The organism is Bradyrhizobium sp. B117, assembly GCF_038969555.1.
GTDB lineage: Bacteria > Pseudomonadota > Alphaproteobacteria > Rhizobiales > Xanthobacteraceae > Bradyrhizobium.
The window spans coordinates 8,963,394-8,979,770 of record NZ_CP152414.1; the positions used below are offsets into that span (position 1 = coordinate 8,963,394).

Below are 16,377 nucleotides of genomic sequence, written 5' to 3' on the forward strand. Positions count from 1 at the left end.
GTACGCGTCGATTGTTCTCCATCGGAGATGAACTGCCAATAGATCTCCCTCTCCCTCGGCGATCGCTAAAGGAGCTGCGTTCACTGGCGTGGTTGCTGTCGCACGTCTGCATGCACAGCGTACGACGGATTACAGGGGCGTGCAAAGACGGAATGCGCGCGGGGGGCGAATTGGCGCAGAGGGCGAATGGAAACGACAGCAGCACTGACCGTTCGATCTCCGTGGGAGCAAACGGCTATCCGTACAACACCCGCGGCAGGATCGTGACGATGCCGGGCCACAGCGTCAGCAGCAGCACGAAACCGATCATGATGACGAGATAGGGCAACGTGACGCGCGCGATGTAGCCAAGGCCGTCTTCGGTCAGGCCCTGGATCACGAACAGGTTGAAGCCGACGGGCGGAGTGATCTGCGCCATCTCGACGGCGAGCACCAGGAAGATGCCGAACCAGATCTCGTCGAAGCCGGCGCCCTTCACGATCGGCAGCACGATCGGCAGCGTCATCACGATCATCGAGAAGCCGTCGAGGAAGCAGCCGAGGATCAGGTAGAAGATGATCAGCACCACGATCAGCATGAAGGGCGAGAGGCCGAGGCCCTTGACGAAGGCGGCCACCGCCTGAGGAATGCCGAGGAACGCCGCGGCGTTGCCGAGGATCGAGGCCCCTAACACGATCAGCGCGATCATCGAGCAGGTCACGACGGAGCCGATCAGCACGTCGCGCATGACCTGCTGCGACATCGAGCCTTGCGCCCAGGCGACCAGCCCGGCACCGAGCACGCCGACGGCGGCGGCCTCCGAGGGCGTCGCGAGTCCGCCATACATCGAGCCGAGCACGCAGGCGATCAGGAACAGCGCCGGCGCGAGATCCTTCAGCGCGGCGAAGCGTTCGCCCCACGGCACCTGCGAGAGCTTTGCTTCGGTCTCCGGCACCATCGCAGGCTTGAGCGAGGTGTGCAGCATCACCCAGCCCATGAAGGTCGCGGCCAGGAGCAGGCCGGGCAGCACACCGGCGGTGAAGAGCTTGAGAATGGAAACGTCGCCGAGCACGCCGTAGATGATCATGATGTTGGACGGCGGGATCAGGAAGCCGAGCGTGCCGGCGCCGGCGAGCGACCCGATCGCGATGTCACGGGAATAGCCACGGCGCAGGAGCTCGTTGAGCGACATGCGGCCGATCACCTGCGTGGTCGCCGCCGACGAGCCCGAGATCGCCGCGAAGATGGTGCAGCCGATCACGTTCACATGCAGCAATCGGCCGGGCAGAAGGCCGGCCCAGGGCGCAAGTCCCTGGAACAGCGAGCGCGACAGGCGGGTGCGAAACAGCAATTCGCCCATCAGGATGAACAGCGGCAGCGCCAGCAGCTCCTGCGTGGTCAAAATATTCCAGGCGTATTGCGGCAGCAGCTTGTCGAGCGGGATCGAGCGGAACATCGCGAGCAGCAGCGTCGCGGTGAGCGCGAGTGTAAGTCCGATCCAGACGCCCCCCGCCAGCAGCGCGAACAGAATCCCGAACAGGGCAACGACTTCGATGGTCATGCGATCTTGAATCCAGTGGCGAGCAAGGCGGTCATTCGACGGGGGAGGCCTTCATGCGATGATCCTCCAGTGGCAGGCCGAGCACCGCCTGGATCGCGCGCGCCAGGAACTGGAGCGTGAGCAGCAGCATGCCGAAGGTGACGACGGCTTCCGGAAACCACAGCGGCGTATCGCTGGAGGTCGAGACCTGGCCGCGCAAATAGGCGCTCCACGCGAACTTCGCCATGGACGAGGTCAGGAATGCCATGAAGGCAAAACCGGCCGCCGCCGAGAGGATCTCGATCGCCCGCTGCAGCGGGGGCGACACGTTTTTCAGAAGCAGCACGACGCGGATGTGGCCGCCAACGCGGAGCGTCATGGCGGCTCCGAAGGTGAAGGATGCCGCCATCAGATAAGAGGAGTATTCCCAGGCGATCGAGATGGTCGGCGGGAAGAACGGCAGGAAGTTCGAGAGGAAGCGGGTGGCAACCTCGCACAGCATCAACAGCGTCAGCGTGAGCAGGCAACCGCCACCGATCCAGCCGTCGAGCCGGCCAAGACGGTCGATGCCGTCGAGCAGGATGCGCAGCGGCGCCGGCGCCGCCGCGTTGAGACTTTGCGGAGCCGCCGGTGAAACGCTGGTCATGAGCTCGACCTCAGCGCTTCATTTCGGCGAGATAGGCCCGCACCGGCTTGTCGGCCGCCGGCACGCGCTTGAGGAAAGCATCGAGCTGCGGCGCGGTCTTGGCGCGGATGTCCGTGATCATCGCGTCAGACACCGGCACCACCTCCATGCCGCCCTCCTTGAGGCGGTTGAGGCTGTCGACATCGGCCTTGAGCGAGTTCGCCCAGAAGCCCGGCTCCATCTTCGCTGCGATATCGGCGACGAGCTTCTGCTGATCGGCGCTGAGCGCCTTCCAGGAATCGAGATTGACGGTGAGCATCTGCGACGACCAGACGTGATTGGTCGGATAGATGTATTTCAGGAACTCCCAGAACTTGCCGTCGACGCCCGACACCGCCGAAGTGGACACGCCGGAGACTGCGCCCGACGCCAGCGCAGGGATGGTTTCGCCCCAGGGAATCATCACCGGCGCCATGCCGACGACGGCCAGCATGTCGACCGCATTCTTGTCGGGGACGCGGATCTTGATGTTCTTCAGGCCCTCGACATCGGCGACTTTGGTCTTGAGATGCAGATACTGCGTCGGCCACGGCACGATGTAGAGGATCTTCTGGTTGTTGCGCGCGGCGACCTTCTCATATTCGGGCCGCACATATTTGTGCAGCACCTTGAGCTCGTCCATCGAGCCGCACAGGAAGGGGATGCTCTCGACGCCCATGAAGGGCTCGTCGCCGACCTGCTGGATGTTGAGGACGTCGGCGAGCGGCACGAGGCCGTCGCGCACGGCGCGCAGGTGCTCGGGACCCTTGAAGCCGAGCTGGCCGCCGGCCTTCACGGTGATGGCGACCGAGCCGCCGCTCTGCTTCTTCACCTCTTCCGCAAACGCCATCGCGTTCTGGGTGTGGAAATTGCCGTCGGGCCAGACCGTCGACATGTCCCAGCTTGTCGTTGCCGCCCGCGCGCGGGTCGAGATATGGCCGGCGGCCAGCAGCGTGGCTGCGCCCGCGGTGAAGTTCCGTCGCGTGATCATCGAACCCCCTCCGTTTATCAAGCGCGCTGATGCATCAGCGCGCGTACCCATAAACTGCAACCGCATTGTCCGCGGACACAAGACCGCTTTCGATGTCGTCTTTGACCGCGGCGCGATCGCGCATCGTCGGCGCACCGATGCCGGCGCCCCCGGGCGTCATCACCACCAAGCGGTCGTCCGGCGGCACCTGCTGAAAGCCTTTGCCACGCAGCTTCTTGCCGGACTTGAGGCCCACATAGCCTGCCTCGCCGTTCTTGCCGCCGTCGCGCCCCCGCGGCGGATGATCGATCCGGTCGAACGCGGCGAGGATGTCGAACGGCGCATCGACGCCGCTGCCGACCTCGATGATCTGGCCGAGGCCGCCGCGGGTGCGCCCTGCCCCGCCGGAATCCGGACGCAGCTCCTTGCGCCAGAAGATCAAAGGCGTCTGCGTTTCCGCGATCTCGACCGGCGTGCCGCGCACGCCGCTGGGATAGGCGGTGGCGGAGAGGCCGTCCTTGCCGAACCGCGCGCCGGTGCCGCCGTTGGAGGTCACCGCCATCGAGAACCCATAGTTGCCGCCGACGCCGGAGCGGGTCTGGCCGCGCACGTTGAGATTCCACAGGCAGGACGTGCCTTCCGCCGGCACGCGTTCGGGGATGATCTGGCGCAGGCTGCCGAACACCACGTCGGGCAGCATCTGGCCGATGATGTGGCGCGAGGCGACCGGCGCGGGCTTCGGCGCATTGAGGATCGCGCCTGATGGCGCCGACACCGTCAGCGGCGAGAGCGAGCCGGCATTGTTCGGAATCTGCGAGGCGACGACGCAGCCGAGGCCGAACACGGTGTAGGCCGTGGTGTAGGACAAGGGGACGTTGATGCCGAATTTCGATGCCGCCGAGGTACCGTCGAAATCGACGTGAATGCCTTGATCCGAGATCGTCAGCGTCGCAGCGAGCGTGACCGGCGCGTCATAACCGTCGACCACCATGGTGTTGCGCCAGCTTCCCTTCGGCAGTTTTGCAATCTCGGCCAGCACGGCCTCGCGCGAGCGGTCGCAGATGTAGTCGCCGAGTGCGTCGAGCGTGTCGATGCCGAACTCGGTCATCATCTCGACCAGCCGCTCGCAGCCGACATCGTTGCAGCCGGCGAGCGAATAGGTGTCGCCCTCGGTATCGATCGGCAGCCGCGTGTTGGTGCGGATCATCGCCATCAGCGTCTCGTTGACGACGCCCTGGTCGATCAGCTTCAGCATGGGGATGTAGAGCCCCTCCATGAATACGTCGGTGGCATCAGGGCCGAAGCCGATGCCGCCGATGTCCATGAGATGGCTGGTGCAGGAGAACAGCGCGACGATCTTGCCGTCCTTGAAGCAGGGCGTGGTGACGACGAAGTCGTTGAGATGGCCGGTGCCCATCCAGGGGTCGTTGGTGATGTAGGCGTCGCCCTCCTTCATCGTCTCCAGCGGGAAATGCGCGATGAAGTGCTTGACCGATTCCGCCATCGAGTTGACGTGGCCGGGCGTGCCCGTCACCGCCTGCGCCAGCATGCGTCCCCTGAGGTCGAACACGCCGGCCGAGAGGTCGCCGCATTCGCGCACGATCGGGCTGAAGGCGGTGCGGAGCAGCACCTGGGCCTGCTCCTCGACCACGGCGATCAGCCGGTGCCACATGATCTGAAGGTCGATCAGGCTCGCGCCATTTGCCTTGCTCATGATCAGGCCGCCTTCCGTTCCATGACGATGCTGCCGGCACCGTCGATATGGGCGTCAAAACTGGTGGAGACGAAGGTGGAGGTCTCGTCCTCCGCGATTACGGCAGGGCCCGCGATGGTCGCGCCCGGCGCCATGTCCTCGCGGCGATAGAGCGGGATCTCGATCACCTCGCCGGCGCGGCCGTCGAAGAATTTCCGACTGCCGGACGCCTTGGCTGCGGACTTGCGCGCGACGGCTGCAACGGGCGGCGGATTGCGCGCTTCAGTGGTTGCGAGCACCGACCAGCTCAACACCTCGATCGCTGCGCCCGGGATCGGGCGCTCGAACATCGCGGCATAATCCGCCTCGAACTTCTGGCGCAGGCCGGCGAGGTCGGCTGACGTCAGCGGCCGGTTCGGCAGTTCGACGCTGATCTCGTGGCCCTGGCCGACATAGCGCATGAAGGCGGCGCGGCGCTCGCGCACCGGCGCACCCGCCGCGCCGGGCTCGACCAGCGCGCGGGCTTCGCTCACCATCTCCTGCAAGAGGTCGGAGACCGCTTCGGTGTCGAAATCGTCGAGCCGGACATGGCGGCTGCGGACCAGCTCATAGGCGATGGGCGCCGCAAGGAAACCGACGGCTGATCCGACGCCGGCATTCGACGGCACGATCACGCGGGAGACGCCGATCTTCTCGGCAACGCGCGCCGCATGCAGCGGCGCCGCGCCGCCAAAGGCGATCAGCGTGTGCTGGCCGACGATCTCGCCGCGCTCGACCGCATGCACGCGCGCCGCGCTCGCCATGTTTTCGCAGACGACCTCGTGCACGGCATAGGCCGCGGTCTCCGCGGAAAGGCCGAGCGGCGCGCCGACGTCGCGCAGCAGCGCCTGCTTCGACAGCTCGGGATCGAGCTTGATCGTGCCGGCCGCAAAGGCATCGGGATCGATCATGCCGAGCGCAACGTCCGCGTCCGTCACGGCCGGACGCTGGCCGCCGCGGCCGTAGCAGGCAGGGCCCGGCTCCGACGAGGCGCTCTCCGGGCCGACGGTGACACGCTTCATCGCGTCGATATGCGCGATCGAGCCGCCACCGGCGCCGATCTCGACCATCTCGATCACGGGAATGCGCACCGGCAGGCCCGAGCCCTTCAGGAAGCGCGCCGCGCGGTCGACTTCGAACACGCGCGAGGTCTCGGGCTGGTACTTTTCGATCAGGCAGATCTTCGCGGTGGTGCCGCCCATGTCGAAGGAGAGCACCTTGCTCTCGCCAAGACGCGCCGCGATCTGCGCCGCGAAGATGGCGCCGCCGGCCGGGCCGGATTCGACGAGGCGCACCGGAAAGCGCCGCGCCGTCTCGATCGAGGTGACGCCGCCGCCTGACGTCACGAGATAGATGGCACCGCGGAACTGCTCGACCTGCAAGGCATCGGCCATGCGGGCGAGATAGCCGTCGATCAACGGCTGCACATAGGCGTTGGCGACCGCGGTCGAGGTGCGCTCATATTCGCGGATTTCCGGGCAAACGGCAGAAGACACCGTCACGGAGATGCCTGGCATCTCTTCGCTGATGATCGCGGCGGCGCGGCGCTCGTGCTCGGGATTGGCATAGGAGTGGAGGAACGCGATCGCGACGCTCTGGACGCCTTGCTCGCGCAATTTCGGCGCGAGTGCGCGCACGGCCGCTTCGTCCAGCGGGAGGCGGACGACGCCATGGGCGTCAATACGCTCGGGGACAGTGAAACGCAGCGAACGCGGCGCCAGCGGCTTCGGCTTGTCGATTGAGAGATCATACTGATCGTAGCGGCTCTCGGTGCCGATATCGAGCACGTCGCGAAAGCCGTCGGTCGCGATCAGCGCCGTCCTGGCGCCGCGCCGCTCGATGATGGCGTTGGTCGCCAGCGTCGTGCCGTGAATGAAGACGTCGATGTCGCTGATATGGGCGCGCGCGTCAGTGAGAATAAGCCGCATGCCCTCCAGCACCGCCTGCTCGGGCCGCTGCGGCGTCGTCAGCACCTTGCGCGTCTTGCGATCCTGCCCCACGTCCAGCACGATGTCGGTGAACGTGCCGCCGATATCAACGGCAAGCCGCACCTCGGCTCCTTCAAGCATTCCAAACTTCTCCGGCTGATCGTCAAGAGTGGGCCAAAAGCGCAGCAATTTCCATGCCATGGACGACGAGGAGAACGCCGCGCCCGGCTATTCTGCTTGGCACCTATGCAATAGGCAAGGCATGTTCGCCGCCTGCGCGATCAGAGCAGGAATGCAAGCGCCGCTTCGCAGCGCTCCTCGACCTTGAGCGTCAGCAGATCGTCGGCGCGGGTGCGGCCGAGATTGACGGCGGCGATCGGAATGTTGCGCTGCGCTGCCGCCTGCACGAAGCGGAAGCCGGAATAGACCATCAGCGAGGAGCCGACGATCAGCATGGCGTCGGCCTGCGCCAGATGATCCTGCGCGGTGGCGACGATGTCGCGGGGGACGTTCTCGCCGAAGAACACCACGTCGGGCTTGAGGATGCCGCCGCAGGCCTCACAAGGAGGCACGCTGAACGACGAAAAGTTCGCGTGCTCCAGGTCGGCATCGCCATCGGGCGCATCGGCGGCATCGAGCGTCAGCCATTCGGCATTGACGCGGCCGAGCCTGTCCTGGAATTCGCTGCGCTGCGTCTTCGCCCCGCAACCCATGCAGCGGACGAGGTCGAGCCGGCCGTGCAGGTCGATCACCTGCCGGTGGCCGGCGGATTGATGCAGCCGGTCGACATTCTGGGTCAGCAGCATGCCGCAGCGGCCGCTCGCCTCGAGCCGGGCCAGCGCATGATGCGCATCGTTCGGCTTCGCCTGGCCGAACCGGCGCCAACCGATCATGCTTCGCGCCCAGTAGCGCTGGCGCGTGTGCTCCTCCGACATGAAGGCCTGGAAATTGACCGGCTGGGTCCGCTTCCAATTGCCATGGCTGTCGCGGTAGTCGGGAATGCCCGAATTGGTGCTACAGCCGGCGCCGGTCAGCACGAACAGATTGTCGTGCCGGCCGACGAAATCTTCGAGCGGGGAATTTGCCGGAGGGATTGTCATGGCGCAGATGTAGTCTGCGCCGGCCGGTTTTGCCAGATCACTCCCGCGCCGGCGGCTCGAACCCGGCAATCAGCTTGACGAGCTCGCTCTGCCGGGCGGTGCCGGTCTTGCGGAAGACGTTGTGGAGATGGGTCTTGACGGTGGCCTGCGTCAGCCCGAGGGCCTCCGCCAGAGCTTTCACCCCGCTCACCTTCATCACCGCGTCGATCACGCGGATCTCGCTGGCCGTGAGTTTATACATCTTTGCCAACGCCTCCAGCGGCGGCGGGCTTGCCGGCGAGGTCCTGCGGACGAAGACGGCAGCCACCGCGGAATGCAGCGCGACGGTGCGCTGCCGGTTGCCGGAGGTCAGCGGCAGGACATTGGCGAACCAGCCCCCTTGCAAGGTCGCGAGCGGAATCGGGCCGCCACCGTCCATTGCCGCGTTGCCGTTCTCGGCGGCGAGACACGCTTCGCGCAGCGCGCGTTGCGCATCGGGTGCAACGGCGAACAACAGTCCGTTTCTTTCGGTGAGCAGTGCGGCCTCGTCCAGCACCGCGCGCCCCGGCGCGTTGGTGAAGACGAGCCGTCCGTTGGGCCCGACCAGGAACACGGCGGCCGAGACGTTGTCGAGTGTTTGGGTCAGGACCGCCTGCGCGGACTTGCTCTGATCGAACAACCGCCCAATCGATACCGCGCGCTGGAAGTGCGGTACGATCAACCCAAGCCGGCGGCGGTTGTCCGTATCGACAAGTCCATCGCTTTCATGCATGCGGACGGCAATGATGGACGAACTGGTCGCGCCCTTTTCAAGATTGGCAGCGACGAGGTCGATGATGCCCTGCGGCTTCATCCATTCTTCGTAGAAGCGTGTCTCCACCATCTCGTCGAACGGGACGAGATCGGTGGATCCATAGACGTGACCGGCGTCGCAGAAAGCGGCCGCTGGAAAACACGGATTTAGAGGAATGTATTTCTCGAAATAGAGCTTGGTGTAGTGCGGTTCGTCGTTGAAGAGACGCAGCACCGCGGACTCTTCGGTCGCCGCGTCGTGCCAGAACAGGTTTCCTGAAGAACCGCCCACGAACCGGCACGTCTGCTCCAGAGCACGCGGCCACAGGGTGGGATCAAGCGCGGCGTCGTAGACAAGACCGATCAGCTCCGACAGCAAAGCGGATTCAGACGCCACGACCAACCTTCATCATTCCAAACGACATGCAGGGCATTTGCGCCTTCAGTACCACGCTACCATAAGTTTTGCGACGAAAGCAAAACGTCGCAGGGCGATCGCCTTGCTTGATCCTCGTGCAAGCCGCATCCGGCCCTCATTGCGTCGCAGTCGGAGCGGGCTGTCTCGAAGGCCCCACCGGCTTCGACGGCGCAGCCTGCTTCTGCGAGGCGACGGCCTTGCTCTCCGGCGGCTCGGGCGCAACCGGCGCGGTCTGGCCGACCAACAGCGACACGCCGAACACGCGCCATTGTCCTTCGACCGGTGCGAACAGCAGTTCGAAATTCACCTGCGAGGGCACCGACGGGAAAAATCCTGCCATGTGCAGCATTCCGTTCGGCTCGATCTGCGGCAACAACGACAATTGCGGATCGATGACGGTCACGCCAGAGAGATCGAGCTTGTCGCCGCGCTGCTTGGCGAAGATCTCCGCAAGTTTTGCTGCGGTGTTGACCTGGAAGCCCGGCGCGCCGAGATCGCGCAGCACGGTATAATTCCCGGTCTTGTTGGCGTGATCGAGCGCGAGCAGCGTCGAGCGGACCAGCATCAGCACGCCGTTGCGGTCGATGTTGGCGGGCTTGGCCGCCTGCTGCTGTGGCGCCGCCTGGTGCGGCTGCGACGGGGTCTGCTGCGCAGATGTCGTCACGGCCCCCAGGAGCAGGAGCCCGATCATCAGAAGACCAGGGCCTGCACTCGGCCAACGCAGCGTCATGAGCAAGGCGTTCCGGCTACCACTGGATCGACACGGCACCGCGGCCACCGGCAACGTTGCGCTCGAGCCCGATGCCGCCGCCGGCATTGGCGATGACCGCATAGCTCTTGCCGTCATAGAGCAGCGCGGTGGCACCGAGCGCAAACGCGTTGGCGCCCTCGAAATTGCCGTAGCCGGCGGAGAGCGCGAATTTGCGGCCCGGTTGCAGCGCCGGCATCGAGCCGGCCGCGAGCGCCACTGCCGTGCCGCTACGCGCCTCCAGCCGATTGTCCATCACCTGCGACTGCAACGATGTCATCTGGGATTGCAGCGATGTGAACTGCGATTGCAGCGAGTTGATGCTCGCCGGATTGAAGCTCGACGTCGCGAGATTGCCGGCCGCGTCGGTGGTCACGAAGGAGACCGGTCCGGTCTGCGCGGCGAGGCTCGCTGCGGACGCCACACCGGCCATACGATAGGTGTTGGTCGCCGTGCCGATCGCCATCTGATTCGCCGTTGTCGCGGTGGCGCCGGATCCGATAGCGGTGGAGTTCGCAAGGCTCGCGGTGGCGTTGGTCCCGATTGCAATTGCATTCGCGCCGGTTCCGGCGGTGGCACCATCGCCGATCGCGACGGCACTCGCCCCGGTGGCATGGGAGTTATTGCCCGCCGCGAAGGAATTGGTGCCTGACGCGGTGACCGTGTTGCCCAGGGCGACGGCGTTCGTGGCGCTGGCGGTGGCTCCGCTCCCAATGGCCGTCGAGGACACCGCCGCCGCGGTGCTGCTAAGGCCGATCGCAATCGATTTGTCGCCGTTGGATTGCGCGCCCGTGCCGGCCGTTCCGTCGCCGCCAGCCCCGATCGCGACGCTATAGTTTCCTCTCGACATGGGCGCGTAGTTTACGCCTCCGGTGATCACCCCGGAGCCGATCGCGGTGCTGTACTGACCGACTGGAAACAGACTGGTATTGGCGTTTGCGCCGATACTCGTGGTGCCGATGGTGCTCCCTATGCCTGCGGCATCTCCCACCGAAGTGGCTCCGGCTGCAATCGCGCCGGCGGCGGTGCCGATCGCCGTCGCGCCTACACCGGTGCCGCCGGACGTGCCGTTAGCGACTGCGCCGTTACCACACGCGAGATCGCGCGTAGCGATTGCAACTCCGCTGCCGCAAGTCTGTTGGGCCGAGGCCGAACCGGCGAGCGCCACAGCCGCGACAAACGCTATCGCGGCGATCGCGATGCTTAAGATTCGAGCATCGCTCGCGACAGATCTGACAGGGCCATGATGAAAAGGACGAGGCATTTGCGCTCACAACTCCACGACGCCGCAGCTTCCAACCGGCGACCGAGCGCGACTGTGGGCCAGGGCAATAGGCCGGACATCAACCGTTCGGTTGAACTTGGCCGGCGGCATCTTCCTTTTTTCGGAGTGTTGCTGAATGGCATCGGAAAGCATCGATCATCCGCATAATCGCCAAGAGATGGCGGGAAGCTCCGACATTCCAATAATCACGATCGCGCCGCCTTGAACTTCAAATACATTCTGCAATAGTCGTGCAAGCGATCTGCGGTGGGCTGTTTGCTGCCGCAGTCAGGCGCAAATGCCGAGAATACCGGGAATGCATGTTCGATACAGTTTGGGTTGGCCGTGACGTCTGAAGCCTCGACGCTCTCGGATTTGATCGGCGATATCTACGACGCGGCACTTGATCCGACCTTGTGGCTGCGGGTGCTGGAGCGCTCCTGCAATTTCGTCGGCGGCTCTTCGGCCGTGCTGTATTGGCATGATGTCGCCAGCGAAAGTTCGGCCGCGCTGCATCTCTTCAACGACGATCCGCACTACACGCGGCTGTATTTCGAGAAATACATGCCGATGAATCCCGTATTCCCAGCCGCAACCTTCATCGAATCCGGATTGATCTACACGCCGACCGACATCGTTCCCGAAGCAGAGCTCTTCGATACACGCTTCCACCGGGAGTGGGTCCAGCCGCAGGGGATCACCGATGTCGTCTGCGTCAACCTGGAAAAGGGTACGACGAGCTCTTCCGTGCTCAATATCCGCAGGGACGAAACCCACGGGATCGTCGACGACGCGGTGAGGCAGCGGGCGGCACTGCTCGTGCCGCATTTTCAGCGCGCGGTCGCGATTGGCCGGCTGTTCGACCAGCGCAAGACGGCACAGGCGGTCCTCACCGAAACGCTCGACAATGTCGAGGCCGCCATCTTCCTGTTGGGGCTGAACGGCCGGATCGTCTTTGTGAACGAGCTGGCGCGCACCATGCTCGACGAGGGCGCGCTGCTGCTGGAGCGGCGAGGAGCGTTGGCGGCGGTCGCGCCCGACGCACAGCGCATGCTCCGTGAGCTCGTCGTCGCGGCCGAGAGCGGCGACCTGGCGGCTGGAAGCCGTGGCGCAGCGATACCGCTTTCGGATTCGCCCTCGCGCCGCTGGTTCGCGCATGTCTTGCCTCTGACGGCAGGCGACCGCCAGCGGGCCGGCGCGCTGCATTCGGCGGTGGCGGCGGTGTTCGTTCGCAAGACATCGCCGGCCAGCCCGCCGCCGCTGGAAGCGCTGGGAAAGCTGTACAGCCTCACAGCCAGCGAAATCCGCGTGCTCGACGGCATCATGAAGGTGAGCGGTGTGCAGGCTTTGGCCGATCTCCTCGGATTGTCGCAGGCGACGGTGAAAACCCACCTGCATAACGTTTTCCGCAAGACCGGAACCGCGCGGCAGAGCGAACTGGTAAAGCTGATTGCCGGCTTCGAACGGCCGGCGACCGATTGATCTTCAGCGGAAGCTGGTCCGCCCACGCATTAGCTTGCCCAGTTCTCGCGAAACTCCGGAAACAGCGTCAGCCCACCGCAGGCGTAGATGGTCTGCCCGGTGATGTAGCTCGCTTCATCCGAGGCGAGGAAGGCGAACACGGCGGCAATCTCCTCCGGCGTGCCGACCCGGCCGAGCGGAATGTGGCTGGTGACGACGCCGCGCTTTTCGGGATCGCCGGTCCAGGCCGCGTTGATCGGCGTGTCGATCGCACCGGGACCGACCGCGTTGACGCGGATGCCGCGGCCGGCGAATTCCAGCGCCAGCGTGCGCGTCAGATTGGCCATGCCGCCCTTGCTGATCGAATAAGCGAGATAGCCGGGCTTGGGAATGATCTGGTGAACGCTGGAGCAGTTGATGATGCTGCCGCCGCCACCGCGCGCGACGAAATGCGCGAGCGCCTTCTGCGCGCAGAGCACGGCGCCGTTGAGATTGACGTCGATGATGCGGCGATAGGTGTCGATGTCGAGCGCTTCGCTCGGCGATTCCCGTTGGAAGCCGGCATTGTTGACCAGACAGTCGAGGCGCTTGAAGCGCGCCAAAACCGTCTCGAACATCGCAGCGACCTCCTGCTCGTTGCTGACGTCGGCCTTGACGACGATATGATCGAGCTTGCCGTGACCGCGGTCGCTCGAAGCCGTTCGTGCCAGCGCCAGCGACTCTTCAGCCTTTTCGGGATGGTCGGCATAATTGATGGCGACAGTCGCGCCCTCCTGGGCGAGCCGGACGGCGACGGCGCGGCCGATGCCTTGCGAGGCGCCGGTCACCAGCGCGTATTGGCCGACGAGGCGCGAAGCAAAAGGGGTTGAGCGGTCGGTCTGTGGCATGAGCTTTCTCCGGGATGCTTCATCATGGATGGAACAGGCTTTTTGTTCCATCCCGTCAGCGCATCTCTGGGATTCATTCCGCGCGGCGCGCGAGGGGCGAGGTCAGGATCTGGTAGAGGATGATGGCGCCGAAGGTCGCAGTGCCGATGCCGCCGATCGTGAAAGCGCCGAATTTCAGCGTGAGGTCGCCGGCGCCCGCGGTCAGCGCCACGGCAACGGTGATCAGATTCGCCGGATTTGCAAAGTCGACCTTGTTCTCGACCCAGATCCGCCCGGCCATCGCCGCGATCAAGCCGAACAGCACGATCGAGAGGCCGCCAATGACGGGGCCCGGGATCGACAGGATCAGCGCGCCGAATTTCGGCGAGAAGCCGAGCAGGATCGACACCGTGGCCGCGAACGCAAACAGCAAGGTCGAATAGACCTTCGTCGCCGCCATGACACCGATGTTCTCGGCATAGGTGGTGACGCCGGTGCCGCCGCCGCAGGCCGCGACGATCGTCGCAAGGCTGTCGGCGAACAAGGCGCGGCCGAGATAGGCATCGAGGCTCCGGCCCGTCATGGCGCCCACGGCCTTGATGTGACCGAGGTTCTCGGCGACGAGGATGACCGCGACCGGCGCGATCAGGAAGATCGCATCGGCCTGGAACGTCGGCGTGGTGAAGCTCGGCAGGCCGATCCACGGCGCGGCCGCAAGTTGCGCAAAATCGATCGGCTTGCCGAAGCCGAGACCGTTCGCGAACAGCAGGTACAAGAGATATCCGCCGATCGCCCCGAGGATGATCGGCAGACGGCGCCACAGGCCCGGCGCGGCCACGGCCACCACGCCAATCATCAGCACGGTCGCAAGGCCGATCCAGGTGTCGAATGCGCCAGCGCTCACCGCCTTGACCGCCACGGGCGCGAGGTTGAGGCCGATCGCGGCGACCACGGCGCCGGTGACGGCCGGCGGCATCAGGCGCTCGAGCCAGCCGACGCCCGACCACATCACGATCAGCGCGATCACGCCATAGAGCACGCCGGCGCCGACGATGCCGCCCAGCGCAACGGAGATATTCGGGTTCGGCCCATGGCCGGCATAGCCGGTGGCGGCAAGGACGACGGCGATGAACGCGAAGCTCGAGCCGAGATAACTCGGCACGCGCCCCGCGACGATGACGAAGAAGATCAGCGTGCCGATGCCGGAGAACAGGATCGCAACATTGGGATCGAAACCCATCAGCAGCGGTGCGATGATCGTCGAACCCGACATCGCTACGCAATGCTGGAGACCGGAGACGACGGTCTGCCCCCATGACAGCCGCTCCTCGGGCATGATCACGCCCGAGGTCTTGAGTTTCCAGCGCGGGAAATAGCCCTGCCCTTGCTCGTCCGAGCTTGCCGTCGTTGTCATGTTCCCCCCGTTGCGGTGCAGCGACTGATCTTCGTGCGATCCGACAAAAATGTGATTGTCGCTTCTGCGGCGCCCATCACATGATGCAGGACATACAAGATTCAAATCTTGCCCGACTCAAATCTTGCAAAATCAATGCGTCCCGGGGCCCACAATATGACACAAGTCGCGATCCAGCCAGCCGTCCATCGCCGGCATCAGCCCTGGTACAAGATCCTCTACGTCCAGGTGCTGATCGCGATCGTGCTCGGGGTGCTGATCGGCTATTTCTATCCCGATCTCGGCAAGGCCTTGAAGCCGCTCGGCGACGGTTTCATCGCGCTGATCAAGATGATGATCGCGCCGGTGATCTTCTGCACCGTGGTGCACGGCATCTCCTCGATGGGCGACCTCAAGCGGGTCGGCCGGGTCGGGCTGAAGTCGCTGATCTATTTCGAGACGGTCTCGACCGTCGCGCTCGCCGTCGGCCTCCTGGTCGGCGAGATCCTCCAGCCCGGCCACGGCTTCAACATCGACCCGGCGTCGATCGATCCGAAATCGGTGGCGACCTACGTCACCAAGGCCAAGGAAGAGGGCATCGTCGCCCATCTGATGGCGATCATTCCCGACAGCTATGTCGGCGCGATCGCGCGCGGCGACCTGCTCCAGGTGCTGCTGATCTCGATCCTCTCGGGCTTCGCCATCGCCTTCCTCGGCAAGGCCGGCGAGCCCATCGCCGAGGCGATCGACAAGGCGGCGAAGATGTTCTTCGGCATCATCCGCATCATCGTGCGCGTGGCGCCGATCGGCGCCTTCGGCGCGATGGCCTTCACCGTCGGCGCCTACGGCCTCGGCTCGCTGCTCAACCTCGCCGCCCTGATCGGCACGTTCTATCTCACCAGCATCCTGTTCGTGCTGATCGTGCTGGGCTCGATCGCCCGCCTCGCCGGTTTCTCGATCCTGCGCTTCATCGCCTATATCAAGGACGAGCTCCTGATCGTGCTCGGCACCTCGTCCTCCGAGACGGTGCTGCCGCAGATGATCCAGAAGATGGAGCATCTCGGCGCCTCGCGCTCGGTGGTCGGCCTCGTGATTCCGACCGGCTACAGCTTCAACCTGGACGGCACCAACATCTACATGACGCTGGCGACGCTGTTCCTGGCGCAGGCGACCAACACCCATCTGACGATCTGGCAGGAGCTCGGCATTCTTGGCATCGCCATGATCACCTCGAAGGGCGCCTCGGGCGTGACCGGCGCCGGCTTCATCACGCTTGCAGCGACGCTCTCGATCGTGCCTGACATCCCGATCCAGTCGATCGCGATCCTGGTCGGCATCGACAAGTTCATGAGCGAGTGCCGCGCGCTGACCAATCTGATCGGCAACGGCGTCGCCTGCGTCGTCATCAGCATCTCCGAAGGCGAGCTCGACCGCGAAGCGCTGCACGAGACCATGGCCCATCCGCTGGAGATCGGCGAGGCGCTGGAGCCGGGCGGCAGCGCGGCATCGTAGGCCGCACTGGGCGGGCTCGCCCCTGCTCCGA

General features: G+C 65.0%; 13 protein-coding genes. 2 read left to right on the plus strand and 11 right to left on the minus strand.

Features of this window, described 5'->3' with window-relative positions; translation table 11 throughout:
- Positions 1–235: 235 nt before the first annotated feature.
- From AAFG16_RS42640 to AAFG16_RS42680, 9 genes are all read right to left on the minus strand, one after another.
- The gene (locus tag AAFG16_RS42640; protein WP_342734942.1) at positions 236–1,540 is read right to left on the minus strand and encodes a TRAP transporter large permease subunit; all 1,305 of its coding nucleotides are present in this window, start codon (positions 1,538–1,540) and stop codon (positions 236–238) included.
- 31 nt (positions 1,541–1,571) lie between these two features.
- On the minus strand, positions 1,572–2,165 hold the full coding sequence (locus AAFG16_RS42645; protein ID WP_283082168.1) for a TRAP transporter small permease: 594 nt from the start codon (positions 2,163–2,165) through the stop codon (positions 1,572–1,574).
- Between the two features lie 10 nt (positions 2,166–2,175).
- Entirely contained in the window at positions 2,176–3,174 is a 999-nt protein-coding gene (locus AAFG16_RS42650; RefSeq protein ID WP_342734945.1) for a TRAP transporter substrate-binding protein, read from the minus strand.
- A gap of 34 nt (positions 3,175–3,208) precedes the next feature.
- Entirely contained in the window at positions 3,209–4,867 is a 1,659-nt protein-coding gene (locus AAFG16_RS42655) for a hydantoinase B/oxoprolinase family protein (RefSeq protein WP_342734947.1), read from the minus strand.
- A gap of 2 nt (positions 4,868–4,869) precedes the next feature.
- Positions 4,870–6,954 carry a hydantoinase/oxoprolinase family protein gene (locus tag AAFG16_RS42660; RefSeq protein ID WP_342734949.1) on the minus strand — a complete coding sequence of 695 codons (2,085 nt, stop codon included), beginning with the start codon at positions 6,952–6,954 and terminating at the stop codon, positions 4,870–4,872.
- A gap of 140 nt (positions 6,955–7,094) precedes the next feature.
- Positions 7,095–7,913, minus strand: coding sequence for an NAD-dependent protein deacetylase (locus tag AAFG16_RS42665; protein WP_342734951.1), 819 nt, complete (start codon positions 7,911–7,913; stop codon positions 7,095–7,097).
- Positions 7,914–7,950: 37 nt separating this feature from the next.
- Positions 7,951–9,081: a helix-turn-helix transcriptional regulator gene (locus AAFG16_RS42670; RefSeq protein WP_342734953.1), complete on the minus strand. Its 1,131-nt coding sequence runs from the start codon at positions 9,079–9,081 to the stop codon at positions 7,951–7,953.
- Positions 9,082–9,217: 136 nt separating this feature from the next.
- Positions 9,218–9,832 (minus strand): hypothetical protein, encoded by a 615-nt coding sequence (locus AAFG16_RS42675; RefSeq protein ID WP_342734954.1) that lies wholly within the window; start codon positions 9,830–9,832, stop codon positions 9,218–9,220.
- A 16-nt stretch (positions 9,833–9,848) separates the two neighbouring features.
- Positions 9,849–10,841, minus strand: a complete 993-nt coding sequence (locus AAFG16_RS42680; RefSeq protein ID WP_283082175.1) for a YadA-like family protein — start codon at positions 10,839–10,841, stop codon at positions 9,849–9,851.
- Positions 10,842–11,489: 648 nt separating this feature from the next.
- On the opposite strand from AAFG16_RS42680, the gene AAFG16_RS42685 reads away from it, so the two are divergent.
- Positions 11,490–12,596 (plus strand): LuxR C-terminal-related transcriptional regulator, encoded by a 1,107-nt coding sequence (locus AAFG16_RS42685; RefSeq protein WP_342734955.1) that lies wholly within the window; start codon positions 11,490–11,492, stop codon positions 12,594–12,596.
- Between the two features lie 29 nt (positions 12,597–12,625).
- Here the strand turns inward: AAFG16_RS42685 and AAFG16_RS42690 are convergent, their stop codons facing one another.
- Positions 12,626–13,462, minus strand: coding sequence for a glucose 1-dehydrogenase (locus tag AAFG16_RS42690; protein ID WP_342734957.1), 837 nt, complete (start codon positions 13,460–13,462; stop codon positions 12,626–12,628).
- 73 nt (positions 13,463–13,535) lie between these two features.
- Positions 13,536–14,855, minus strand: coding sequence for a solute carrier family 23 protein (locus tag AAFG16_RS42695; protein ID WP_283082178.1), 1,320 nt, complete (start codon positions 14,853–14,855; stop codon positions 13,536–13,538).
- A gap of 156 nt (positions 14,856–15,011) precedes the next feature.
- On the opposite strand from AAFG16_RS42695, the gene AAFG16_RS42700 reads away from it, so the two are divergent.
- Positions 15,012–16,346 (plus strand): dicarboxylate/amino acid:cation symporter, encoded by a 1,335-nt coding sequence (locus AAFG16_RS42700; RefSeq protein ID WP_283082179.1) that lies wholly within the window; start codon positions 15,012–15,014, stop codon positions 16,344–16,346.
- Positions 16,347–16,377: the final 31 nt, after the last annotated feature.